At 61.2% G+C, this 23,551-nt stretch carries 18 protein-coding genes; 17 read left to right on the plus strand and 1 reads right to left on the minus strand.

What is annotated here, in order from left to right:
• Nucleotides 1-63: 63 nt before the first annotated feature.
• The 5 genes from ACSEXW_RS11335 to ACSEXW_RS11355 all read left to right on the plus strand — a co-directional run bounded on the left by ACSEXW_RS11335 (nucleotide 64) and on the right by ACSEXW_RS11355 (nucleotide 5,929).
• Nucleotides 64-738, plus strand: a complete 675-nt coding sequence (locus tag ACSEXW_RS11335) for a hypothetical protein (RefSeq protein WP_438446252.1) — start codon at nucleotides 64-66, stop codon at nucleotides 736-738.
• A 344-nt stretch (nucleotides 739-1,082) separates the two neighbouring features.
• On the plus strand, nucleotides 1,083-2,228 hold the full coding sequence (locus tag ACSEXW_RS11340) for a BMP family ABC transporter substrate-binding protein (protein ID WP_438446253.1): 1,146 nt from the start codon (nucleotides 1,083-1,085) through the stop codon (nucleotides 2,226-2,228).
• 118 nt (nucleotides 2,229-2,346) lie between these two features.
• A complete protein-coding gene (locus ACSEXW_RS11345; RefSeq protein WP_438446254.1) occupies nucleotides 2,347-3,891 on the plus strand; it encodes an ABC transporter ATP-binding protein in 1,545 nt (514 codons plus the stop codon).
• Nucleotides 3,888-4,985, plus strand: coding sequence for an ABC transporter permease (locus ACSEXW_RS11350; RefSeq protein ID WP_438446255.1), 1,098 nt, complete (start codon nucleotides 3,888-3,890; stop codon nucleotides 4,983-4,985). Before ACSEXW_RS11345 ends, ACSEXW_RS11350 begins: the two co-directional genes overlap by 4 nt.
• 14 nt (nucleotides 4,986-4,999) lie before the next feature.
• Nucleotides 5,000-5,929: an ABC transporter permease gene (locus ACSEXW_RS11355; protein ID WP_438446256.1), complete on the plus strand. Its 930-nt coding sequence runs from the start codon at nucleotides 5,000-5,002 to the stop codon at nucleotides 5,927-5,929.
• A 93-nt stretch (nucleotides 5,930-6,022) separates the two neighbouring features.
• On the opposite strand, the gene ACSEXW_RS11360 is transcribed toward ACSEXW_RS11355, so the two are convergent.
• Nucleotides 6,023-6,220, minus strand: a complete 198-nt coding sequence (locus ACSEXW_RS11360; protein ID WP_438446257.1) for a hypothetical protein — start codon at nucleotides 6,218-6,220, stop codon at nucleotides 6,023-6,025.
• 191 nt (nucleotides 6,221-6,411) lie between these two features.
• Between ACSEXW_RS11360 and ACSEXW_RS11365 the strand changes: the two genes are divergently transcribed.
• From ACSEXW_RS11365 to ACSEXW_RS11420, 12 genes are all read left to right on the plus strand, one after another.
• Complete coding sequence (locus ACSEXW_RS11365; RefSeq protein ID WP_438446258.1) at nucleotides 6,412-7,098, plus strand: lytic transglycosylase domain-containing protein; 687 nt, start codon at nucleotides 6,412-6,414, stop codon at nucleotides 7,096-7,098.
• Between the two features lie 63 nt (nucleotides 7,099-7,161).
• On the plus strand, nucleotides 7,162-8,322 hold the full coding sequence (locus ACSEXW_RS11370) for a cysteine desulfurase family protein (protein WP_438446259.1): 1,161 nt from the start codon (nucleotides 7,162-7,164) through the stop codon (nucleotides 8,320-8,322).
• Complete coding sequence (gene thiI / locus ACSEXW_RS11375; protein WP_438446260.1) at nucleotides 8,319-9,527, plus strand: tRNA uracil 4-sulfurtransferase ThiI; 1,209 nt, start codon at nucleotides 8,319-8,321, stop codon at nucleotides 9,525-9,527. The genes ACSEXW_RS11370 and thiI overlap by 4 nt, the downstream gene beginning before the upstream one ends.
• 139 nt (nucleotides 9,528-9,666) lie before the next feature.
• Nucleotides 9,667-10,338 carry a TerC family protein gene (locus ACSEXW_RS11380; protein WP_438446261.1) on the plus strand — a complete coding sequence of 224 codons (672 nt, stop codon included), beginning with the start codon at nucleotides 9,667-9,669 and terminating at the stop codon, nucleotides 10,336-10,338.
• A 174-nt stretch (nucleotides 10,339-10,512) separates the two neighbouring features.
• Complete coding sequence (locus tag ACSEXW_RS11385) at nucleotides 10,513-12,933, plus strand: DUF8726 domain-containing protein (protein WP_438446262.1); 2,421 nt, start codon at nucleotides 10,513-10,515, stop codon at nucleotides 12,931-12,933.
• Nucleotides 12,930-13,856 carry an ABC transporter ATP-binding protein gene (locus ACSEXW_RS11390; protein ID WP_438446263.1) on the plus strand — a complete coding sequence of 309 codons (927 nt, stop codon included), beginning with the start codon at nucleotides 12,930-12,932 and terminating at the stop codon, nucleotides 13,854-13,856. Before ACSEXW_RS11385 ends, ACSEXW_RS11390 begins: the two co-directional genes overlap by 4 nt.
• On the plus strand, nucleotides 13,853-14,686 hold the full coding sequence (locus tag ACSEXW_RS11395; RefSeq protein ID WP_438446264.1) for an ABC transporter permease: 834 nt from the start codon (nucleotides 13,853-13,855) through the stop codon (nucleotides 14,684-14,686). The genes ACSEXW_RS11390 and ACSEXW_RS11395 overlap by 4 nt, the downstream gene beginning before the upstream one ends.
• A 58-nt stretch (nucleotides 14,687-14,744) precedes the next feature.
• On the plus strand, nucleotides 14,745-16,637 hold the full coding sequence (locus ACSEXW_RS11400; protein WP_438446265.1) for a DUF8809 domain-containing protein: 1,893 nt from the start codon (nucleotides 14,745-14,747) through the stop codon (nucleotides 16,635-16,637).
• Nucleotides 16,638-16,661: 24 nt separating this feature from the next.
• On the plus strand, nucleotides 16,662-17,651 hold the full coding sequence (locus tag ACSEXW_RS11405) for an AAA family ATPase (protein ID WP_438446266.1): 990 nt from the start codon (nucleotides 16,662-16,664) through the stop codon (nucleotides 17,649-17,651).
• A 4-nt stretch (nucleotides 17,652-17,655) separates the two neighbouring features.
• Nucleotides 17,656-18,585: a DUF58 domain-containing protein gene (locus ACSEXW_RS11410; protein WP_438446267.1), complete on the plus strand. Its 930-nt coding sequence runs from the start codon at nucleotides 17,656-17,658 to the stop codon at nucleotides 18,583-18,585.
• A 51-nt stretch (nucleotides 18,586-18,636) separates the two neighbouring features.
• A complete protein-coding gene (locus ACSEXW_RS11415; RefSeq protein ID WP_438446268.1) occupies nucleotides 18,637-20,589 on the plus strand; it encodes a vWA domain-containing protein in 1,953 nt (650 codons plus the stop codon).
• Nucleotides 20,573-23,545 (plus strand): VWA domain-containing protein, encoded by a 2,973-nt coding sequence (locus ACSEXW_RS11420; RefSeq protein WP_438446269.1) that lies wholly within the window; start codon nucleotides 20,573-20,575, stop codon nucleotides 23,543-23,545. Before ACSEXW_RS11415 ends, ACSEXW_RS11420 begins: the two co-directional genes overlap by 17 nt.
• Nucleotides 23,546-23,551: the final 6 nt, after the last annotated feature.

The following is a 23,551-nucleotide window of genomic DNA, read 5'->3' on the forward strand; positions in this document are numbered from 1 at the left end:
CGGCCTTAGCGGGTACGGAAGGGAGCTTTCGTCTATTATTCGTTTATTCGAAGGAGGATCGCCATGGACGAGCACAACGCAGAGCACGATGCTTTTCCTTCGGAGAACCGAACACCGGGGGCCGGAGGTGCGGAGCTAAGGGCGGACGGCAACACAAGCGAGGCCGAAGCATTCGCTTTCGAGCAGCCTGATCATGAAGAAGCTTGGGAAGAGGAGAGCATTCCTCTGTCCGGTGAGATCAACGCAACCGACACTTTCATCACGGGCGAATCGTTCCGGGCCGATCCGTTCCAGGACCTGGAGGAATTCTCGGAGCCCTTGGATCTGTCCGCTGACGACCCGTTCGATCCGTACCGCAAGGACGAGGAGATGCGGGAGAACGCCCTTTCCCGGAAAATCGCAGGGGCCAGCACGGAATTCGCCGGAGAGCTGAGTCCTTCGCCAGGGTATCACCCGTCCCTGATGATCAACCGGCAGGAACGGGACGGCCGCTTCCAGGCTGCGGACAACGGCGGGATCCAGGAGGATGTGCCGGAAGGGAACAAGACCTTCGGCTGGATCTCCATCATCCTCGCCATCGCCTCCTTGTTCTACTGGCCGATGGTATTGGGACCAGCCGCAGCCGTGGTGGGCGTGATCGCCTACTTCAGCGGCAACCGGGCGTTGGGCGTGTGGTCCGTTGTACTGGGTCTGGTAGCCATCGCCGCCGCTATGTTCCTAATTCCGTATTATTCGTAATTGAAGGTCCAAACAGCTCCCATCCCCTGTCAGGTCCGGGGAATTGGGGGCTTTTTATTATGCAGAGGCAAGGCGACTTCAAGCATTTCCATGATTTTTAGCGCTTCTAACAAAAATATAGCCGAACATTTGTGATTGTGCATGTTCATAAAGTTTTGTATTGACATTGTTTCTAACTTAAAGCACAATGAAAACTATGAAAACACCCGATAAATCCGAACGAAACCGATAAAAACTCGAGTTTTGTCCGTAATGTTCGGATTTAGGCCCAGGGTGCAGCGACTTAAAGACGCACGATCGGCTGCCCGCCGCGTGAACCGTCGCTCATACCAAGGAGGAGAGTCATGAATCGGAAGAGTGGAGTAGTCAAGTTAAGTCTGGCGCTGTTGTTTGGAATGAGCACGCTGTTGTCTGGCTGCGGAGACAAGAAGGAAGAGAGCGGTGCAGCAAGTTCTTCGCCGGCAGCTTCCGCCGGAGCGGCAACTGCGGATGCGGCCAAAAAGCCCCGCGTGGCTTTCGTTTACATCGGGCCTCCTGGCGACGGCGGCTATACGTACCAGCACGACCAAGGCCGGCTGGCTCTGGAGAAGGAGCTGGGCATCAAAGCGACCTTCGTCGAGAACGTTCCGGAGAGCGCGGACGCGGAGCGCATCATTACCGAGCTGGCTCAGAAGAATGACATCATCTTCACCACCAGCTTCGGTTACATGGATTACACCGTGAATGTGGCCAAAAAGTTCCCGAAGGTCAAGTTCTTCCACTGCTCCGGCTATAAGACCGCCGAGAACATGGGCACTTACTTCGGCAAGAACTATCAAGCCAGCTACCTGTCCGGCATCGCAGCCGGCAAGATGACCAAGAAGAACGTCATCGGCTACGTTGGCGCCTTCCCGATTCCGGAGGTTATCTACAACATCAACGCCTTCACCCTGGGCGTACAGAGCGTGAACAAGGATGCGAAAGTCAACGTCGTATGGTCCAACACCTGGTTTGACCCGACCACCGAGCGTCAAGCGGCCGTGAGCTTGCTGGACAAAGGCGCCGACGTGCTGATGGCTTACCAGGATTCCCCGGCAACCCTGCAGGCGGCTGCAGAGCGCGGCGCCTTCGCAGGCGGCAACGACTCCGATATGACCCGCTTCGCACCGGACGCATACCTGACCAACCCCGTATGGAACTGGGGTCCGTACTATGTGAAGACCGTCAAAGCCGTTATGGACGGCACTTGGAAGACCGAGCAGTTCTCCGGCGATATGAAGGACGGTACCGTTTCCTTGGCGCCGTTCGGCAAGAAGGTTCCGGATGACGTGAAGAAGCTGGTGGAAGACGCCAAAGCGAAGATCGTCAGCGGCGAGCTGGATGTCTTCACTGGCCCGATCCTGGATCAGTCCGGCAAAGAGAAGATCGCTTCCGGCAAGAAGATGACCCTGGAGGAAGTTCTGGGCACCAATTGGTTCGTCAAAGGCGTGGAAGGCACTATTCCGAAGTGATGAAATTCGTGATATAACAAGGTTAGGACAAGTGGGGAGGGCCCTGGAACAGGGTCTTCCCCATACGCGTTCAACACCGGGACACCGTTTAATACAGGACAGGGAGGAACATGATACCATGCAGGGCCATGCAGTCGAGATGAAGGGGATTGTAAAGCGGTTCGGTCCGGTGCTTGCCAACGACCATGTGGACTTCGAAGCCGCTCCGGGCGAGATTCACGCGCTGTTGGGCGAGAACGGAGCGGGTAAGAGCACGGTGATGAGCATGCTGTCGGGCGTGTACAAGGCGGATGAAGGGGAGATCATCATCCACGGGAAGCCTGCGCGGATCCGCTCGCCTAAGGATGCCACCGCTTTGGGAATCGGGATGGTGTTCCAGAATTTCAGGCTCGTGCAGAACCTGACCGCTGCAGAGAATATCGTCCTGGGGGAAAAATCCTCCTTCTGGCGCGGCAAAGCCTGGATGAAGGCCAAGTGCGCCGAAATCGAAAGGCTTGCCGGGCATTTCGGCTTGTCCTTCCCGGTGGATCGTCCGGTCTGGCAGCTGTCGGTAGGCGAGCAGCAGCGGGTGGAAATTGTGAAGACCTTGTACCGCGGGGCGGATATCATCATTCTGGATGAGCCGACCTCGGTATTGACTCCCGGCGAGGTGGAGCAGCTGTTCCAAACCTTGGACCGGATGAAGCAGGAAGGCAAGACGGTCATCATGACCACCCATAAGATGAAAGAGGTTATGGCCTCTTCGGACCGGATCTCCGTCATGCGCAAGGGCCGGATGATCACCACGCTGAACACGGCCGATACCAGCGAGAGGGAGCTGGCCCGCCTCATGGTGGGACGCGAGGTGGAGATTACCCGGCAGGAGCGGAGCAAATCCGAAGGAGAGCCTCTCTTGGTCGTAAGCAGCCTGGACGTGTACGCCGATCACGGCCGCAAAGCTCTGGACGGCTTGAATCTCACCGTTCGCGAGCATGAGATCGTCGGCGTGGCGGGTGTGGCGGGCAACGGGCAGAAGGAGCTGGCCGAGGTGCTGACCGGATTACGCACGTGGAAGAGCGGCAGCATCGTATTCGACGGAACCGAGGTAAGGACCGCATCGGTGCGCGGCGCCATTGACGCCGGCATCTCCCACGTACCGGAGAACCGGATGAAGAGCGGTCTCGCAGGCAAGCTGGGCTCCGTGGATAATCTCTTGTTCAAGTCCTACCGGAAGGAGGAGCACTCCATCATGGGGTTCCTGCGTGCGGCGAAGAACCGGATCTGGTCCCAGAAGCTGGTGGAAGACTTCGATGTCGTCACGCCTTCGCTGGACGCACCGGTCCAGCAGCTGTCAGGCGGCAACCAGCAGAAGCTGCTGTTCGCCCGGGAGATTACCCATATGCCGAAGCTGATGGTTGCCGTCCATCCCACCCAGGGTCTGGACGTCGGCGCAACGGAGGGCGTGCACAAGCTGTTGATGGAGCTTCGGGAATCCGGAAGCGGAGTGCTCCTGATCTCGGAGGATCTGGATGAGCTTCTGCAGCTGTCCGACCGGATCCTCGTCATCTATAACGGACAATTTATCGGCGAGGAACGGTATGAGAGCGCCAACCGGGAACGGATCGGCATGCTGATGGCGGGAATCCGGGAAGAAGAGAGAGAGAAGGAGGTAGCCGTAAGATGAGCGGTAAAATCGATCACGGCGCCGGCGTCTTGACCGAGAAAAAACGGTTTTCGCTCCGGTTTGAATTTGATATGTCCCGCACGCGGACCCCTTGGTGGACTCCGGTCCTGTCCGTGCTGCTTGCGCTTGTATTCTGCGGCGTGTTCATCGCCGCCAACGGCATGAACCCGTTCACGGTCTACTATAAGATGCTGACGGGCGCATTCGGCTCCGAATACGGCATCACCGAAACGCTGGTGAAGTCCATCCCCCTGCTGCTGTGCGGTCTCGGCATCGCGATTGCCTACCGGATCTCGGTGTGGAATATCGGGGCGGAGGGACAATTCATCGCGGGGGCCATGGCTGCCACAGCAGTGACCGTCTACCTGCCGAACTTGCCCGGCTATGCGGCCATACCGGCCATGATGATAGCCAGCATTCTGGCCGGCGGATTCTGGGGCCTGCTCACCGCCATTCCGAAGACTCACTTCCAGGTGAATGAGCTGATCTCTTCCCTGATGCTGAATTATGTGGCGCTCTTGGCACTGGACTATGTGGTCTTCGGCCCTTGGAAGGATCCGAAGGGCTTCAACTTCCCGGGCTCGCCCATGTTTACGGATGCCCAGTCCCTGCCGGTCTTGGGCAGCACCCGGCTTCATATCGGCCTGTTGTTCGGGATTGCGGCCGTCATCATCTACTTCCTGATGGTCCAGTACACCCGGTGGGGCTACGAGCTCCGTCTGCTTGGAGCCAACCCCCATGCGGCCCGCTATTCCGGCATCCACATCAAGCGGCATATCATCATCGTCATGCTGATCAGCGGCGGCTTGGCCGGTCTGGCCGGCATGTCGGAGGTATCGGGTGTCACCCACAAGCTGATGCAGGGCGTATCTCCGGGCTACGGCTATACAGCCATCATCGTGGCCTGGCTGGCGAAGCTGAACCCGGTGGGCATCGTGGTCTCTGCCATCCTGTTCGGCGGACTGATCGTAGGCGGCTACAGCGTCCAGACCATCGGATTGCCGTCCTCCATCTCGGATATGCTGCAGGGCGCCATCCTATTTTTCCTGATTGCAGGCGATATGATCACTAAATTCCGGATGCGCCGGAGCTAGGAGGACCCACGGAAATGGACTTTACCACTCAACTTTTAATCGCCGCCATTTCGGCGGGCACTCCGCTGCTCTTGGCCACCTTGGGCGGCATTCTGAACGAACGGGCGGGCATCATCCAACTGGGCGCCGAGGGCATGATGCTTATGGGCGCCGTGACGACCTGTCTCGTTTATCTTGATACCGGAAGCCTCATCCTGGCTCTGTTAGCGGTCTTCCTCGTCACCGGCCTTCTCGGCTTGCTTCACGCTTTTCTGTGCGTCACCCTCCGGGCCAACCATACCATGTCCGGCTTGGCTATGACGCTGTTCGGCGGCGGACTCAGCGCTTACCTGGGAAAGTCCGTCAGCGGCCATCCGCTTCCGGGGGCTGCGCCTAAGGTGAACCTGGGCTTCCTGGAGCCGATTCCGCTTCTGGGCAAGGTGTTCGCCCATCTGGATATCCTCACATGGTTCAGCATCGTGCTGGTGATCCTCCTGCACCTGCTCATCCATCATACCTCCTGGGGCCTCCACCTGAAGGCCATCGGAGACAACCCGGCCACCGCCGACGTCATGGGAATCCGGGTCCAGGCTTCGCGTTATGCCTATGTCATCGCAGGCTCCATGCTGATCGGCCTTGCCGGAGCGGACATGATCCTGACCTTCACGCCCAGCTGGACCGAGGGGATGACGGCAGGCCGGGGCTGGATTGCCGTCGGACTCATCATCTTCGCCCGCTGGAACCCGATCCGGGCACTCCTGTGCGCTTACTTCTTCGGCGCCCTGGATTCGCTGGGATTCCGCATTCAACTGGCAGGCAGCCACATTCCCGTATATTTCCTGAAGATGATCCCTTACATCGTCACCATCCTGGTGCTGATGTATCTGGGCTGGCGCAACCGCAACAAGCCTTCCGGCACGCCGGAGGCTCTCGGTCTCCCCTATGTACGGGAGCAGCGCTTCTAAGCAGATACAGCTACTCGACGAAAACCTCCTGGCCGTTATCCGTTGCGGCAGGAGGTTTTTGATTTGGAAGGTTGGTCGGCAATAGGCCACATCTTATCGGGCGCGGCGACGGAAGCCGGCATAGAGCTGGAGGGCGGCGATGACGGCGGTCTCCACCAAAGCGGCGGATAAGGCGACCATAGGCCAATTGTCGGTCCCCAGGACGTAATACATCAGCAGGTGGCCGGCAAAAAGGATGATGAACGCAAAGAGCAGGTTGATCCGGCTGACAGCAGCGAAAAATCCGTTCATGGGCAGTGTTTTCCTCCCTAGGCATGATTTGGTTATCAGTATGGCCGGAGGTTCCGGGTTCTATTCTCCATTGCTTGGGAAATCGGGCAAATCGGACCTCCTCGGCCCAAAAGAAGCAATTTTCCTGTGGATTCGACAAGGAAAACCTTGTACAATAAGTGAAGTAAGCCGAGGATGTCAGGGGGATATTCATGAACATCGATCCATCCATCATCAAGCAGCTGCTTCAGCTCCAGATGCAGCAGGGGCTGGTTTCCTCCACGGAGACCGGGACGGGCTTCGGTTCGTCCGGAAGCGAGTTTGCGGACTTATTGGAATCCCTTCTTCATGAAGGCGCCTCTTACTCCGGATCCAAGGTGATTCCCGCCGCCGAGCTGTTGGCCCGGAATACGGGAGCCCTCACCCCTTTTTATAGCTCTCTACAGGCTTACGAGCCTATGGCTGCGGAGGCTTCGGCCGATTACAGCTCTTACGACGATTACATCCGGCATTCCAGCGCCAGGAATGGGGTGGAGCCGGCCCTCGTCAAGGCAGTCATCCAGGCGGAATCCGACTTTGACGCCAATGCGGTCTCCAAGGCCGGTGCCAAGGGTCTCATGCAGCTGATGGACGGCACGGGCCAAGGACTGGGTGTCCGGAACCCCTTCGATCCGCAGCAGAATATCGAGGGCGGGACCCGCTTTCTGTCCGGCCTCCTGAAGAAGTACAACGGCAACGAAGGTGTGGCGCTGGCCGCCTACAATGCAGGACCGTCTAGAGTCGACCGGCTCGGCATCAAGACCGACGAGGACCTTCGCGGGAAGCTGAGCCTTCTTCCGAGAGAGACGCAGAGATATGTCTCCAAGGTGCTGGGTTTCAAAGAACAATACCAGGCATAACATGGATGAAAAAGATCGGTGCCGATCTTTTTTCTTTTTGCTTGCAAAGGGGAATGAAGAATCATGCTGTATATGGATTACTGTGCGACGACGCCGCCCTATTCGGAAGTCATTGAAACCATCTCGGAATGTATGCGTATATTCTACGGGAACCCGAGCTCGCTGCACCGGGTGGGACTGGAAGCGGAGGACATGCTGAGGAAAGCCCGGCAGGTTACCGCTTCGGCGTTGGGTGTGAAGCCATCTGAAATCGTATTCACCTCAGGCGGCACCGAGAGCAACAATACGGCCCTAAAAGGGGTGTCGGCGGCTTACCGTAGCCGGGGACGCCATATCATAACCTCGGCCATCGAGCATGCGTCGGTATATGAGGCGGCACGCCAACTGGAAGCGGACGGCTATCGGGTGACGTTTCTTCCTGTGGATGAGACGGGGGCCGTCAGCGTCCGGGATGTGGAGCAAGCCATTACGAAGGATACGATTATGGTCAGCCTGATGGCTGTCAATAATGAGACGGGAAGGATTCAACCGGTTGAGGAAGTAGGCCGGATGCTCCTGCAGTATCCGAAGATCGTCTACCATGTGGATGCCGTTCAAGCGCTGGGCAAAATCCGGACGGACGTCAAAGCTTGGAACGCCGACCTGGCAAGCTTCTCGGCCCACAAATTCCGGGGCCCGAAGGGCGTAGGCTTTCTGTACCGCAGGGAGGGTGTGAACCTGGTTCCCCTCCTGGCCGGCGGCGGTCAGGAAATGGGCTTGCGCTCCGGTACGGAGAACGTGCCCGTCTTGGTCGGCATGGCCAAGGCCGTGCGGATGGCGGTGGAGAAGCAGCCTGAGGCGACGGCCAGAATGTACGGGCTTCGGTCCATCTTGACGGAGCGGCTTAAGCATTTGGAGAACGTGCTGCTTCATGGCTCTCCCGAAGCTGCCGGCATGGCGCCGCATGTCGTGCATTTCTCCTGCCCCGGCTACAAGCCGGAAGTGGTGATCCATGCGCTGGAGGAGCGGGGAATCTGCATCTCCACCCGATCCGCCTGCGCCTCCGGGGAGGAGACGCCAAGCCGGGTGCTGCAGGCCATGGGGCTGGGGCGGGAAGAAGCCGCGACCGGACTGCGCGTCAGCTTCTCCTCCGAGCATACGGAGCAGGATATGGAGCGTATGGCGGACGAATTGGAACGTGTCCTGAACACGATCTCACCGAAGACAGGAGGCAGAGGCCGATGAAGCCGGATGTGGTCATCGTCCGACTGGGAGAATTGACGCTTAAGGGCCGGAATCGGCACCGCTTCGAGCGGCGGGTGCTGGAGCAGCTGGAGCCGCTCCGGCTTGTTTACCCGTCCGTCCGGTTCGCGCTGGAATTCGGCCGCATTCATATCGAGCTGAACGAGGCGCCTTATGAGGCGGCGGTGGAATGCCTGAGCCATATCTTCGGGCTGGCATCGTACAGCCCGGCAATCCGGACAGAGCTGGATCTGGAGCTCATCCGCCAAGTGGCGCTGGAGCGGATGCAGGAGTTGGAGCCGGCAGAGGGCACGGCCACCTTCAAAGTAGCGGCCAAAAGGTCAAACAAGGCCTTTGCACACGATTCCAAAGAGCTGCCGCACCTGGTGGGCAGCCACATCCTTCGCAATACGGAGCGTTGGACCGTGGACGTGCATCATCCGGATACGACGCTGTGGGTGGATATCCGGGACAAGGAAGCCTTTGTCTATACCGACACGGTCCGGGGCTCCGGAGGGTTTCCGCTGGGCACTAACGGCAAGGGACTTCTTATGCTTTCCGGTGGGATCGACAGCCCCGTAGCGGGTTGGCTGGCCATGCGGATGGGCTTGGATATGGAAGCGATTCATTTCCACAGCTATCCCTATACCAGTGAGCGGGCCCAGCGGAAGGTGGAGGATCTGGCCAAGGTTCTTTCGCGGTACTCCGGGACCATGAAGCTGCACCTGGTGCCTTTTACGGATATCCAAGTGAAGCTGAAGGAGGAAGGACGGGAGAATCTACTGGTCATCTGCATGAAGCGGGCCATGCTGCGGATCGCCGAGAGAGTGGCGGCCAAACGACGCGCGGGTGCCATCATCACGGGCGAGAGCCTGGGGCAGGTGGCGAGCCAGACGCTGTCCAGCCTGGACGTCATCGGCCGTTCCGTGGAGATGCCTGTGCTGCGGCCTCTCATTGCCATGGACAAGGCCGAGATCGTGAAGGTCGCGGAGCAGATCAAGACCTTCGAGATTTCCATCCAGCCTTACGAGGATTGCTGCACGCTGTTCCACCCGGCCTCGGTGACGACCAATCCCAGCATCCGCACGGTGGAAGCCGTGGAACGGCACATCGAGGGGCTGGACGAGCTCATCGAATTAGCGGTGCAGGGCATCGAGACCAAGGTAATCGGCTGGAAGGAAAACGACGAAGCGGCAAAATATTTTTGATGGCAATCCGGCCAAGATTGGTATGGCAAGGAATCGGTTGGAATAGGGCAGTAGTGGGTAAACTACCCGGTATGACCAGCCGGTTTCTTCTGTAACGATAGATTAAGATTGGACATCCCAAGACGGAGGTAATTTCAAGATGTTGGAATGGTTGTGGCTCTTTATCCAGATTATGATTATCAATATCGTGCTCTCGGGCGACAATGCGGTCGTCATCGCTCTGGCCAGCCGAAAGCTGCCCCCTGAGCAGCGCCAGAAGGCCATATGGTGGGGAGCCATGGGTGCGATTCTGCTCCGCGTGATCCTGACGGTAGGGGCCGTTCTGGTACTGAAGGTCGCCTATATTCAGGCGGCGGGCTCTTTGCTGCTGATCTACATCGCCATCAAGCTTCTCCTGGACAACGAGGAAGGTCCGCAGGTTAACGAGGCAGCTACGCTGGGGAAAGCGATTTGGACCATCATCATGGCGGACTTCGTCATGAGCTTGGACAACGTTCTGGCGATCGCGGCCAAAGCGAACAATGATTTCCTCGTCATCGTTCTGGGTATTGGCCTTAGCGTTCCGATCATCATCTGGGGCAGCAACTTGGTGGTGAAGCTTCTGCATAAGTACCCGATCCTCGTGTATATCGGGGCGGGCATCCTGGGCTATACCGCCGGCGAAATGCTGGTGAAGGATCCCAAGATGCAGGAGATTCTGCACAGCCACCTCTGGCATACAAGCCTGCCGTGGGCCACGACGGCCATCGTCATCGGCGCGGGATTGCTGCGCAAATGGATGGGCAAGGACCAACACAAGCCTTCCGAGTAACGCCTCGGCCCCTTGCGGGCAGACGGAGGATCGAACCTTCAGATCAGCGGCAATTGTTGCCGCGGATCTGAAGGTTTTTGTTTATTGTGGAAAAGCGTTCCATTCAGGCGGAACTTTTGGGCCTGCCACAACGTCTTAACCTAAGACAGTATTTTCCCAGGAAGGAAGAGAGCGGTGGAGAGAACGTTCGAACCGGCGGCAGGCCGGTACAAGCGGGGATTCGTATGGAAAACGGCATCGTTGGCCGTTCTGGCGGCCGGATTGGCAGCAAGCTGGGCCGTTCCCGGTGTGGCCAAGGCAGAGACCGCCCCTCTGGAGCTGAAGGTGGAAGCCGGCTACCAGGGGAAGGCCAAGGAGGACCGGTGGTTCCCTGTTCAGATTACGGTGACCAATCCGGGGAGCGACTTGTCCGGTGAGCTGGCGGTGGAGCTGGCCTCCCCGTTCAACGGCAAGGACATCAGCTACCATGTTCATGTGGACTTGCCCAAGGGATCGACCAAGTCGGTGGAGCTGGCGCTTCCCGGCATGCATTTGAACGAGAAGAACAACCGGGTGGTGTTCTACGCCGGGGATGCGGACGGAGGCAAGCGGATACCGATCCAGGGCGGCAATCCGTCCATCACGGTTCAGCAGCTGCCTGTGGACAACTATCAGATCGGTATCTTGGCCCGGGATCCGGACACGATGAATTATATGGCGTTATTGAATCAGAGAGGCTATTCGCTGAGCACGGTTCCCCTTGGCTTGGGAGAGATGTTCAGCGATGCCCAACTGTTGGACGGGCTGGACGCTATCGTCGTCAACGACGTTGCGGCTGCAGATTGGAAGCCGGAGCAGACGGCGGCCGTGAAGAGCTGGGTCCAATCGGGCGGCACGCTGATTCTAGCAGGGGGCGCCGCTTATTCGAAGGCGCCGGCATCCTTGCTTGAGCTGTCTCCGGTTACCGTATCGGGAACCGGAGCGACGACTCATCTGGATGCCTTAGCCCAAGCCGCCGGCAAGCCGCTGAAGCTGGACAATGCGTTTACGGTTTCCTCCGGTACCTTAAAGAAGGAAGGGCGAGCCCTCTTCAAGGAAGGGAGTCTGCCCCTCATTGCAGAAGGGCGGGAGGGGCTTGGCCGGGTTCTCTATGTAGCCTATGACCTGTCGCAGCATCCCTTAGCCTCGTGGCAGGGCAATGCCGACCTGTGGGAGCAAGTGCTGCTGCAGGAGATTCGCGCAACCGGCACTTTCCGGAACGGCCCTGGCCCCGGAATTTTCGGTCCGGCCTACAACGAGATCAACCAGCAGCTGGAGAATTTTCCTTCCATGGTGCCGCCCTCCTACCGGGTGCTCATGATCGTGCTTCTGCTGTATGCCGGTTTGGCCGGACCCGTCATCTATTTCGTTCTGAAGCGGCTGGACAAGCGGGAGTGGTCCTGGGTGGCAATACCTGGACTGGCTATTCTGGTCAGCGGCGGCATCTATCTGTTCGGGGCGTCGGACCGGAGCTCCACGATGGTTCAAGCTCTGACTCTGTCCGAATTGAACGGCAAAGGCCAGGTCAGAGAAACGACGGCAGTAGGAGCTTTCGTTCCGAAGGGCGGCACCTACACCTTGACTGCCAATGGGTACGACCATGGCTCCCCGTTGGGTAGCGGATATAACGGAGGCGGAGCGGGGCTTACGGGTGATCCGGACATCTTCGTCACACGGAAGACGGAGGGCTCCGACATCAAGTTTACGGGAGTGCCTTATTGGTCCGTGCGCAAAGCATGGTTCTACGGAAGCAAGGAGCAGGAGGCCGGCAGCATCGGATATTCCCTGACCTTTGCAGGCGGTTCACCCAAGGGAGAATTCCGGAACGGGTTGAAGATGAACTTGAATGACGTCTATTTCTATTCGGGCAGCCAATGGTATGCCTTGGGAGACTTGAAGGCTGGAGACACCGCCGCCTTGGATAGCTCCAAGCTGGTTGGAGGACTGGCTGGCTCCCACATCTCCAATCTGGGCAACACGATCTTCCCGTTTCACGGATCGAACGACGAGAAGAGCCATCAGCGGGCGCTGCTTCAAGCCGTCATTGAGCGTCGTCAGCAGCAGATGGACGAATCGTTCATCCTTGGCTTCAGCCGGTCCGAGAACAAGACGAAGCTGGCGGTGAACGGATCGGAGCAGACTGCGGACGAGTGGAAGCTGTGGCTGCAGCCGGTTCAGCTGGACCGGGTTTCGGGAGGTACGGCCTATCTGCCTCTAGGCAAAATCAAGCCGGTGGTGATCACCCCCGGCACCAGTATGAAATCCCCCGATTGGGCGGGCAATCTGCCGATGAACCAAGGAGAAGCGGAGCTCGCCTACCGCATTCCGGCGATGGACGGCGTCGTCTACGAGCGTTTGACGGACAAGGCGGTATATGCCGTGTCCGGCCATGAACGTTATGAGATCTGGAATGAGAAGAAGCAGCAGTACGAGCCGCTCGACGCGCTCCCGGACGGGACGGAGCTGAAGAATTATTGGACGGGAGACGGGCGCACGCTGAAGGTGAAGCTGACGATGAGACAGAACGGCCTGACCCGGTTCCCGGACTTGGCCTTGGAAGGGAGGGCGGCCCCATGATCGAGACGCGCGGATTAACGAAGATGTACGGCAGCTTCACGGCACTGCATGAGCTGAATCTGACGGTGGACAAGGGGACGGTGTTCGGCTTCGTCGGACCGAACGGTGCCGGCAAGTCCACGACCATGTCCATTCTGGCCACCTTGCTGGCGCCGACATATGGGACGGCGGAGGTCGGAGGCTTCGAGGTCACCCGGCATCCGGGCGAGGTCCGCAAGCTGATCGGGTATATGCCGGATTTCTTCGGCGTGTACGACAGCTTCAAGACGGTGGAGTACCTGGATTTCTACGGGGCCAGCTACGGCATTCCCAGACAGGAGCGGCAGCAGATGATTCCCCAGCTGCTGGATCTGGTCAACCTGTCGGATAAGAAGGATTTCTACGTCGATTCCCTCTCCCGCGGCATGAAGCAGCGGCTGTGCTTGGCCCGCTGTCTGGTCCATGATCCGGAGCTCTTGATTCTGGACGAGCCGGCCTCCGGGATGGATCCCCGCGCCCGCATCGAGATGCGCGAGATCCTGAAGGAGCTGAAGGCCATGGGCAAAACCATCTTGATCTCCTCCCACATCCTGCCCGAGCTGGCGGAGATGGTGGATGAGATCGGCGTCATCGAGCAGGGCAAGCTCATCGCCAAAGGGCGGGTAGCCGACATTCAGAACCGCATGCGGGTCAACCGGGTGCTGCACATCCGCCTGTTGGAGAAGGAGGAAGCGGCCGTGGCGTTCCTGCGCGACGAGCCTCTCGTCACCATGGTGCTGCAGGACGAGAAGGGCATCCATGTCCACTTTACAGGTCAGGACGCCGATCAGACGGAGCTGCTCGTCCGCATGATTGGTTTGGGTTACCAGGTACTGACATTCCATGAGATGGAGACGAATCTGGAGGACGTCTTCCTGGAGATCACGAAGGGGGCGAAGGCATGATATCGCAGCAAAAATGGATCAACCCGGTCCTCGAGAAGGAGTTCCGGCTCCGGATGCGCACGCTTCGCTCACCGCTGTCGGTGCTCTTCTACGTCCTCGTGGTCGTCCTGCTGGCCATGGGCTTCATCTACATGAATATGAGCACTTCCGGGGCGGGCTACCCGTTTAACCCGAACCGAAGCCGCGAGCTCTTCTACTTTCTGTCCGGCGCCCAGCTTATCCTGATCGCCTTCATGACGCCGGGGTTGACGGCCGGAGTTGTCAGCGGGGAGCGGGAGAAGCAAACGCTGAACATTCTGCTTACGACCCAGCAGAGCTCCGTGACCATCGTGCTGAGCAAGCTGGTGTCGTCGTTAAGCTTCATGGTTCTCCTGATCATCGCCACCCTGCCGGTGTACAGTATCGTGTTCCTCTTCGGAGGCATCGCTCCCTCGCAGCTGCTGTGGGTATTTCTCTTCTATTTGTTCGTTATGTTCGTGCTGGGGTCCTTCGGGGTCTTCTTCTCCACCGTGCTGAAGAAAACCATGGTTTCCGTCATCGTGACCTACGGGGCCGCCCTCCTGATGTTCGGAGGGACCGGGCTTGCGGCCATTTTCCTCTACGCGACGTTCTTCCAAGGCGGCGGCTGGGGACCCGGATTCGTGCTGGGGCTCAATCCCATGGGGACGCTGATCAGCATCTTCAGTCCCGATTTCTCGAAGGAAATATTCGGCCGGGCCTCCGGCATGCAGCTGTGGTATGTGTTCGTTCCGTCCTACACCGTAGTCTCCTGCGCGCTGCTGTCACTTAGCGTGAGGTTCTTGAGACCGGTCTACCGGAACCAAAAGTAAGCCGGCTCGTGGCTGCAGGGGCCGGTTCCAAGCGATGATGACGAGGGAGGTGCCGGGAATGGCGAAACCCAGATTGGAGCAGCAGTTGGGCCGCACAAGAATGCGATTGATCCGGCTCCGGCTGTTTTCCGGCCTTCAGGCCGGACTGGCGGCTGGAATGGGCTCCGCTGTGTTGTGGGCGGGAGCGGCTTACCTGCTGCCGGTTCCAGGGTACCGGCTCCTCGTCCCAGCATGGATTGGAGCAGGTTTGGCGGCCGGTATGCTTTACGGATGGACCAAGCGGCCGGATCTGGCCGAGACCGCACGCGTGATGGATGCCTCCGGACTGGACGAGCGTCTCTCGACGGCGCTGGCCTATACGGGGACGGACACGCCCATAGCCCGGCTGCAGAAGGCGGATGCCGAAGAACATGCGGGCCGATATCTGGAGCGCTTGGAGGAGCACCTGCCCTATCATTGGAGACGCAGGGAGCTGTATGCCGCCGGAGCGGCGCTCGTGGTCCTGCTGCTGCTTCTGCTGCTGCCGAACCCGATGGATCGGGTGATTCAGGAACGGCGGGAAGGGCAGGCGATGATCACGGAGCAGCGGCATGAGACCCAGAAGCAGCTGGAGGCGCTGAAGAAGGAACGGCTTCCCGAAGCTGCATCCCAAGAGCTGGAAGCATCCCTGCGTGAGCTAGACGGGGAGCTTGCCGATTCCAAGGATGCGAAGATGGCCTTGGATGCGCTGGAGCAGAAGCTGAAGGAGCTGAAGCAGCTTCAGGAGCGGCAAGCCAAGGAGGCCATGCAGAACGGCAAAGCGGCTGATGCTTGGCGTCAAGCGGAGGAGCCGGCTCTGAAGGAGCTGGCTCAAGCCATGGCCGCCCGGGACCCGTCGAGGCTGGGCCGGGGGACGGAGTCGCTCCGTCAGTCGGCGGAAACGATGGATGCCGAAGCCAAGCGGAAGCTTGCGGAACGGCTGGACGCGCTGGCCCGCCAGGCGGCGGAAGCGGCGAAGCAGGCCGGTCCCGAAGCGGCTGCGGCGGCCGAAGCGCAAGCGCGTGCACTGAAGGCTCTGGCCGGTGAGCTCCAGACGGCCGCTGCGAAGCAGGCGGCTGGCGGAGCATCGGCTCCGCTTAGCCCGGAGGCGCTGGCCGCGCTGGAGCAGGCCCTGGCGGGCGGCCTTGCCGCCGCAGCCGCAAGTGACGGCGCCGCTGGGGCGTCGGCTCAAGCGGCGGCAGGGCTGGCCCGCTCGGGCCAGGCGCTGGCGGAGCAGCTGGCTGCCCGCGGCGAGGCCCTCTCGCCCGCATGGGACCCGCAGGGGCTCGCGGCTGCGTTGGCCTCGGCCGGCGCGGAAGCGGGCCAGGGCGGCGCAGGAGCGGGCCAGGGCGGCGCAGGAGCGGGCCAGGGCGGCGCAGGGGCGGGCCAAGGCGGCGCGGGAGCGGGCCAGGGCGGCGCGGGAGCGGGCCAGGGCGGCGCAGGAGCGGGCCAGGGCGGCGCAGGAGCGGGCCAGGGCGGCGCAGGAGCGGGCCAGGGCGGCGCAGGAGCGGGCCAGGGCGGCGCAGGAGCGGGCCAGGGCGGCGCAGGAGCGGGCCAAGGCGGCGCAGGAGCGGGCCAGGGCGGCGCAGGAGCGGGCCAAGGCGGCGCAGGAGCGGGCCAGGGCGGCGCAGGAGCGGGCCAGGGCGGCGCAGGAGCGGGGACCGGCAGCGGAAACCGCAGCCTCGTGACCGTGCCCGCGGAGTCCGCCGGAGGCGGCAAGCCCGTCGGGGATACGGGGCCACTCGGCCCCGGCCAGGGGGAGACCGGTCCTACCGGTCTCCCGGCGCCTGCCGCAGGCGGAGCAAGCCTCCCTTACCAGGAGGTTTACCGGCAGTACGAGTCCGAAGCGTCCCAATCGCTGAACCGGAGCGGCCTGCCGGACAAGATGAAGGATCTGGTAAGGAACTATTTTACAGAGATCAATCCCCAGTAACGATACGAGAGGAGTCTGCCTTCCATGTTGGAATCCAAGGAACAGCTGCAGGGCTGGGTGGATACGGTCCACCGTCTGAAGGAGGAGATCGGCCGGATCATCGTCGGGCAGCAGGAGGTGACGGAGCAGCTCTTATGGTGCATTCTGGCCGGGGGCCATGCTCTGCTGGAGGGAATACCCGGCTTGGGCAAGACCATGCTGGTCCGGACCCTGGCCGATGCGCTGGAGCTGCAGTTCTCCCGGATCCAGTTCACCCCGGATCTGATGCCGTCGGACATTACGGGCACGAACATTCTGCAGCCCTCGGATGGCGGGGGAAGCAGGTTCCGCTTCCAGCAGGGACCGTTATTCGGAAACTTGATCCTGGCGGACGAGATCAATAGAGCCACGCCCAAGACGCAGAGTGCTCTGCTGGAAGCCATGCAGGAGCAGACCGTCACTGCCGGCACCGAGACGTATCGGCTGCCCAGGCCCTTCTTCGTGCTGGCCACCCAGAACCCGCTGGAGCAGGAGGGGACGTATCCGCTGCCGGAGGCCCAGCTGGACCGGTTCCTGTTGAAGATCAACGTCTCTTTTCCGTCCAGGGAAGAGCTGAAGGAAATCGTCATCCGCACCACCTCGGCGTTCTCCGGTTCTCCGGATAAGGTTGCAGGCGGCGCATGGCTGGAAGAGGTACGGCAGGGGGCCAAGGAGATCCTGCTGGCGGAGGAAGTGCTGGATTATGCAGTACGCCTGCTGCTCATGACCCATCCAGAGGAGCCGGAAGCCCCCGGTTCCGTCAAGCAGTACGTCCGCTTCGGCTCCGGTCCCAGGGGGATCCAGTCCATCATCTCCACAGCCAAGGTGCGGGCCTTAATGGCGGGACGGCTGCAGGTCTCCTATGGAGATATCCGGGCAACGGCGGTTCCGGCGCTGCGCCACCGGCTAATCCTGAACTTCGAAGGGCAGGCCTCCGGGATCTCTCCCGACCTTCTGGTTCAAGACATTCTGGACCGGTTGGAAAGCAGCAGGTGAACAGATGATTCCTCCCTCCACAAGCGGACGTCCGGCGCTGGTGCCCCCGGAGCTGCTCCTGAAGGTCGAGCGGATGGCTCTCTTGGCCCGGAGCCGGGTCCGGGGCTCCATCCAGGGGAAGCGGCGTTCCGGACGAACCGGCAGCTCCATGGAATTCGCCGATTACCGGGCTTATGCCCCGGGCGACGAGCTTCGCAAGCTGGATTGGCATGCCTACGCCAAGACCGGCCGCCCCTACATCAAGGTGTATATGGATGAACAGGAGCTGCCTGTATCCCTGTATGTGGATGCCTCGGCATCGATGGGCTTCACCGGTGCAGATCCGGCGGGGGACCGGACCGTGAGCAAGGATCTGTATGCACGCCGGCTGGCGGCCTGCGTCGGGTATGCGGCGCTGTGCGGGTACGACAGCGTGAACGTCCAAGTATTCGGCGAGTCCGTAACGGCTCGACAGCCGGTTCTGAGGGGCAAGGGCTCCCTGCACCGGCTGCTGGAGTTTCTGTCTCAAGACCGGCTGGAGCCCAGAGGGGATCTGGCATCCGTCTTTATGAAGCCGGCTTACCTTCCTTCCCGGCCGGGCCAGGCTTGGATCTTCTCCGATTTTCTGTTTCCGTCGGGCGTGGAGGAGTCGATTCTGGCTCTCTTGGCGGCCCGTCAGGAGGTTCGGGTCGTTCAGGTGCTGTCCCAAGAGGAGTGGGAGCCTAGCTTGGCCGGGGATCTCAGGCTTATCGACGTCGAATCCGGAGAGGGCAAGGAGGTGGCCGTTAGTGCGGGTGTTCTGGGAGCTTACCGCGAAGCCTTGCGGCGGTATACGGCCGGGCTTGAAGCGTTCTGCCGGGAGAGGGGCGTCGCTTACGCGCTGGTCCTGACCTCCACACCTTTGGAGGAAACGTTGCTGAAGAGCTTGCGGCACGAAGGTTTTTTCCAATCCTGAAGGCTTCGCTTATTCTCGAATCTGCATTCCATACAAGGAGGTGGCCGCATCATGGGCTTTGAATCGGTGTCGGGTCTCTGGCTGGGACTCAGCCTTCCGGTCATTCTATTGTTCTACCTGCTGAAGCGGAAGTACGCCGACACCCCCGTGTCCAGCCACCTGCTGTGGAACCGCGTGCTGAAGGAAATGGAAGCCAACCGTCCCTGGCAAAAGCTGCGGAGCCGCCTCTTGATGCTCCTCCAGTTGTTGGCGGCCCTCTTGGCCGTTCTTGGAGTGGCCGGATGGTTTATTCGGCTGGAGGGAGCGGCAGGAGGGTCGGCCGTGTACGTGTTGGACGCATCTGCCAGTATGGCGGCTGTGGCCTCGGTGGAATCTTCAGGAAACGCTACAAGCCCTCTCACCCGGCTCGAAGCAGCCAAACATGCGATTCTCCGCCATGCGGAACGCAGCGGATCCGATTCCTTTTCCTTGGTCCTGCTGGGGGAGGAGCCGGAGGTTCTGCTGTCCCGGGAGACGGAACGAAAGAAACTGGAGACGGCTATGGCAGGCATTGAGCCTGTTCCCGGCAAGCCGGCGTACAAGGAAGCACTGTCGTTAGGAGCTTCATTGGCGGCGGAGAGCGGAGGCCGGCTCTATTTTGCTACGGATGGGCAGTGGGCCGAAGGGACGGAGTCCCTGGGCCTTCAAGTGCCGCCCGCTGTGCTGAGGGTACAGGGAAAAGGCGACGCCAGCGTGGGGATTGTCCGCTTCAGTGCAGCGCGCGCTGCTTTAGGCGCTTCCGGCGCATCCGGTCCGGAGGCCGGCTCTCAAGCTATGGCGACCGTACGCAACTGGGGCAGCGAGCCTGCCACGGCGGAGGCCTCGATCTATGCGGAGAACCGGCTGGTCTCGGTGGAGAAAACCGCATTGTCTCCCGGCGAGGATCGGGTTCTGACCTTCCCGGCGCTTCCCGCTGCCAGCTGGTACCGGCTTTCCCTTCGCGCAGAGCCCGATGGACTCAACACAGATAATGAAGCCTTCGCCTTCCCTCCTGGAGGAGCGAAGCGAACCGTATGGCTGGTCAGCCCGGGCAATCTGTTCCTGGAGAAGGCGCTTCTGTTGGCCGGGGCCGACGTCGTGAAGCTCCAGCGTACGGAAACGGGCTACGCCCAACCCCGGACTCCGGCGGATCTGGTCGTATTGGACGGCATTTCCCCGGAAGATTCGTCTTTGTCAGGGATACGCAAGCTGCTGGAGGAGAAGCCGGTCTGGTCTATTGGAGCAGAACGAGGGAAGGCGGGCAGCGCCAAGGCGGGAAGCGCTCCCCGCATCCGCCAGCACCCGGTTCTCAGGTATGTCGGATGGGACCAGGTGCACGTGGCCGAAGCGGTCCCCCTCAGTGATACGGCCGGATTGGAGCCGGTGGTGTCGTCAGGGGAAGTACCCTTGGTGCTGGCGGGAGGAGATTCGGGTAAACGGAGACTGGTCTTTACCTTTGCTTTGGAAGAGAGCGATCTGGCGCTGCGACCGGATTTTCCTATTCTGACCCGGAATGCGGTGGAATGGATGACAGCCGAAGCCGGCGACGTGCTGGGCAGCGGCGTGGCGGGGGAAGCGGTGGAGGCCTCCTGGTCGCCCAGGTCGTCCTCCGCACGGTGGGAGCTCGTAGAGGGGGCGGGCACGGACGCCGCCATGCCGGAGACCCTTCCCGGAACGGAGATGACGGTCAAGCTCCCTGACCGGCCTGGTCTATATCGGCTGACAGAGTCCGATGCCGAAGGCCGGACCGTCCGGTCCAGACTGGCTGCCGTTGCTGCGGATCTGAAGGAATCGGACCTCCGGCTGGCGCCGGAGCTGGATTTTTGGACAGGGAATCAGGGAAATTCGTCCCTTGGGAATACGGAAGGAACGGGACCCGAAGATGCAGCCCGCCGGCGGATCCCCATGACCGCATGGCTGGCGGCTGCCATGCTGGCGGTACTGTTCTGGGAATGGGAGGTGTACCGGCGTGGGCATACAGGTTAAGGAGCCATGGCTGCTACTAATGCTTCCGCTTCTCGGACTCTACAGCTGGTGGCTTCTCCGGGAGCAGACCCGGCTTGCCGGCGTTCGGCGGATCATAGCCGTGACGCTTCGGCTTACCGTCATGGGTCTGTTGATTCTGGCGATAGCCGGTGTGGAATGGTTCACTTCCGTGGACCGGACCACGGTCGTCTTCCTGGCGGACCGGTCGGACAGCATGCCAGACGCCGGCCAGGCGGAGGACTTTATCCAGAAGGCTGCCGCATCTAAACAACCGGATGACCGGACAGGGGTTCTTTCCTTTGGCGCGGCACCGGCAGGGGAGCGCTCCGTCTCGGTGGAGCCGCTGGACCGATTCACCCTCGGAGCGAAGCTCAATACGCAGTGGACGGACCTGTCCTCTGCGCTTCGGCTTGGAGCCGGTTTGGTGCCGCCCCGAGAAGGCGGAAGACTGGTTTTGATGACCGACGGGCGGGAGAATGCGGGCCGTGCGCTTCAGGAGGGCAAGCTCCTGAAAAACCGGGGGATGCCGGTGGATGTGCTCTATATGCCGGAGCGAAGCGTGCCTGATGCGGCGGTGGACAGCCTGAAGGTGCCGGAGAAGCTGTACCGGGGCGAGGCCTATGACGTAGAGACGACGGTCATGAGCACGGTCCAGTCCGATGCGGTGCTGCGCCTCTATGAAGATCAGACCGAGCTGGCCGCTCTGCAGGTTCGTCTGGAGAAGGGCGAGAACCGCTTTGCGTTTCCCGCACTGGCCAGGGAGGCAGGGCTTCACCGTTACCGGGCCGAGATCTTCCTTTCCTCCGACGGCATGCCGGCCAACAATGCGGGGTATGCTTTTGCACGGGTGGAGGGGCAGTCGAAGGTGCTGATCGTAGAGGGGGAGTCCGGTTCCTCGAAAAATCTCGAATCGGCCTTCGCCTCTGCATTTATGGCTTATGAGACGGTGCCGCCGGAGATGCTGCCCCAGGAGCTGCCGGATTACAGCCGGTACGAGAGCATTCTCTTGAACAATGTGCCGGCCACCCGTCTGTCCCAAGGGCAGATGGAGCGGCTGGAGCAGGCGGTGAAGGAATACGGCACCGGTCTCGTCATGCTGGGCGGTGACCAGTCCTATGGTCTGGGCGGGTATTTTCAGACGCCGGTGGAGCGGGCGCTTCCGGTCGATATGGAGCTGAAGGGGAAGCGGGAGATTCCGTCGCTCGCCCTCATGCTGGTCATCGACAAGTCCGGCAGCATGGAGGGGGAGAAGATCCGTCTCGCCCAAGAGGCAGCCGTTCGGAGCGTGGATCTGCTGCGGCCGAAGGATACGGTGGGCGTCCTGGCTTTCGACGGCTCTCCCTGGTGGGTGGTGAAGCCCGGGAAGCTGGAGGATAAGGAGAAGGTCAAGCGGGACATTCTGTCGATCCGGGCGGATGGCGGGACCGAAATCTATCCTGCGCTGAAGGAGGCTTACGACCGCCTGGCGGAGACCGAAGCGCAGCGCAAGCACATCATTCTGCTGACGGACGGACAGTCCTCCGGTCCGGAGAGCTACGAAGCCCTGGCCGGCCGAATGGCGGAGCAGAACATCACCGTCTCCACAGTGGGCATCGGCGACGGAGCCGACGTCGGGCTGCTGGAACGGATTGCCCGGCTGGCCAAGGGCCGGTATTACTTTGCCTCGGACATCAGCACCGTGCCGGCAATCTTCAGCCGGGAGGCTGTGCTGATGACCCGCACCTATGCGGTGGAGAAGCCCTTCGTGCCTGCCGCCGGGCAGGGGGCGGACTGGGCGGGGCTGCTGGCGGGCGGGCTGCCTCCGTTGACCGGCTACGTGGCGGCTACGCCCAAGGAAACGGCGGAGGTCGCCTTATGGTCGCCGGAGCCGGACCCGGTCCTGGCCCGCTGGCGGTACGGGGCGGGCAAAGCCGTGGCATGGACCAGCGACGTGACGGGCAAGTGGTCCAAGGAATGGACCGCCTGGTCGCGGTTCCCCGACTTCGTGACCGGCGTGGTGAAGTGGACCTTCTCCGAGTTCCAGGCTCAGCCCTATGAGCTGTCGGTCCGAACGGAAGGCGGGGAAGCAGCGGTTACCGTCAAGACCAAAGCGGAGACGGTGGAAACCGCCATGAAGCTGGAGGTCACTGATGAGCGCCTGAACAAGACGGAAACGGTGCTGACTCCGGAAGGTCCGGGGGAATACAGCGCCAAGCTGTCCCGGAATCAGGCGGGGGTGTATATGGCCCGCATCACCGCTTCGAATGGCGCCTCTCTTGGAGCTGCAACAGGCTTCGTCATCCCCTATTCGCAGGAATACCGGCTGCAGGTGTCGTCCGGCGGAGAAGAGCTGCTCCGGCAGCTGGCCGCAATGACCGGAGGCCGGCTGCTGAGCATGGAGAAGCCGGAGGACGTGTTCCGCCTGCCTCCGAGCGGGCAGAAGGAGCGGACGGATCTGGCCCAACTGCTGTTGGCCGCAGCCCTGCTGCTGTTCCTGGCGGACATTGCTGTCCGGCGGATTACGCTGCCTTGGGAGAAATGGACCGCTGCAGTGATCCGCCTGCTGCGCCCCTTGCAGCCACGTACTGGGGAGAGCGGGCAGGCATCGGCGGCAGGTCCGACGACCTTCGACCGGCTGGGCCGGCGGAAGGAGAAGCTGGCCCCCCGCTTCCGGAAGGAGGAGCCCGCCGGCAGCCGGGATACACCGGCAGCTGGTTCAGCGCCGCCGGGTGCCGCGACGGCTTCGTCTGATTCCGGCGATGCTTTACCGCGGTCGGGCAGCGGCACGCCTTCCGGCGGTTCAGCCGGCCGATCGGCTAAGCCGCAGCTGGGCTCGAACGGCCCGGCCACGCCCCGTGCGGCTGCTGCACCTGAGGAGGGTACAGGCACCGACCGTCCCCCGGAGCAGGCAGAAGAGGCTTCCGGCGGCGACCGTATGAGCCGTCTTCTGGAAGCGAAGCGGCGCAAGAACCGGTAGCTCCTG

This window comes from Oryzibacillus soli, assembly GCF_051594765.1.
GTDB lineage: Bacteria > Bacillota > Bacilli > Paenibacillales > NBRC-103111 > Paenibacillus_AR.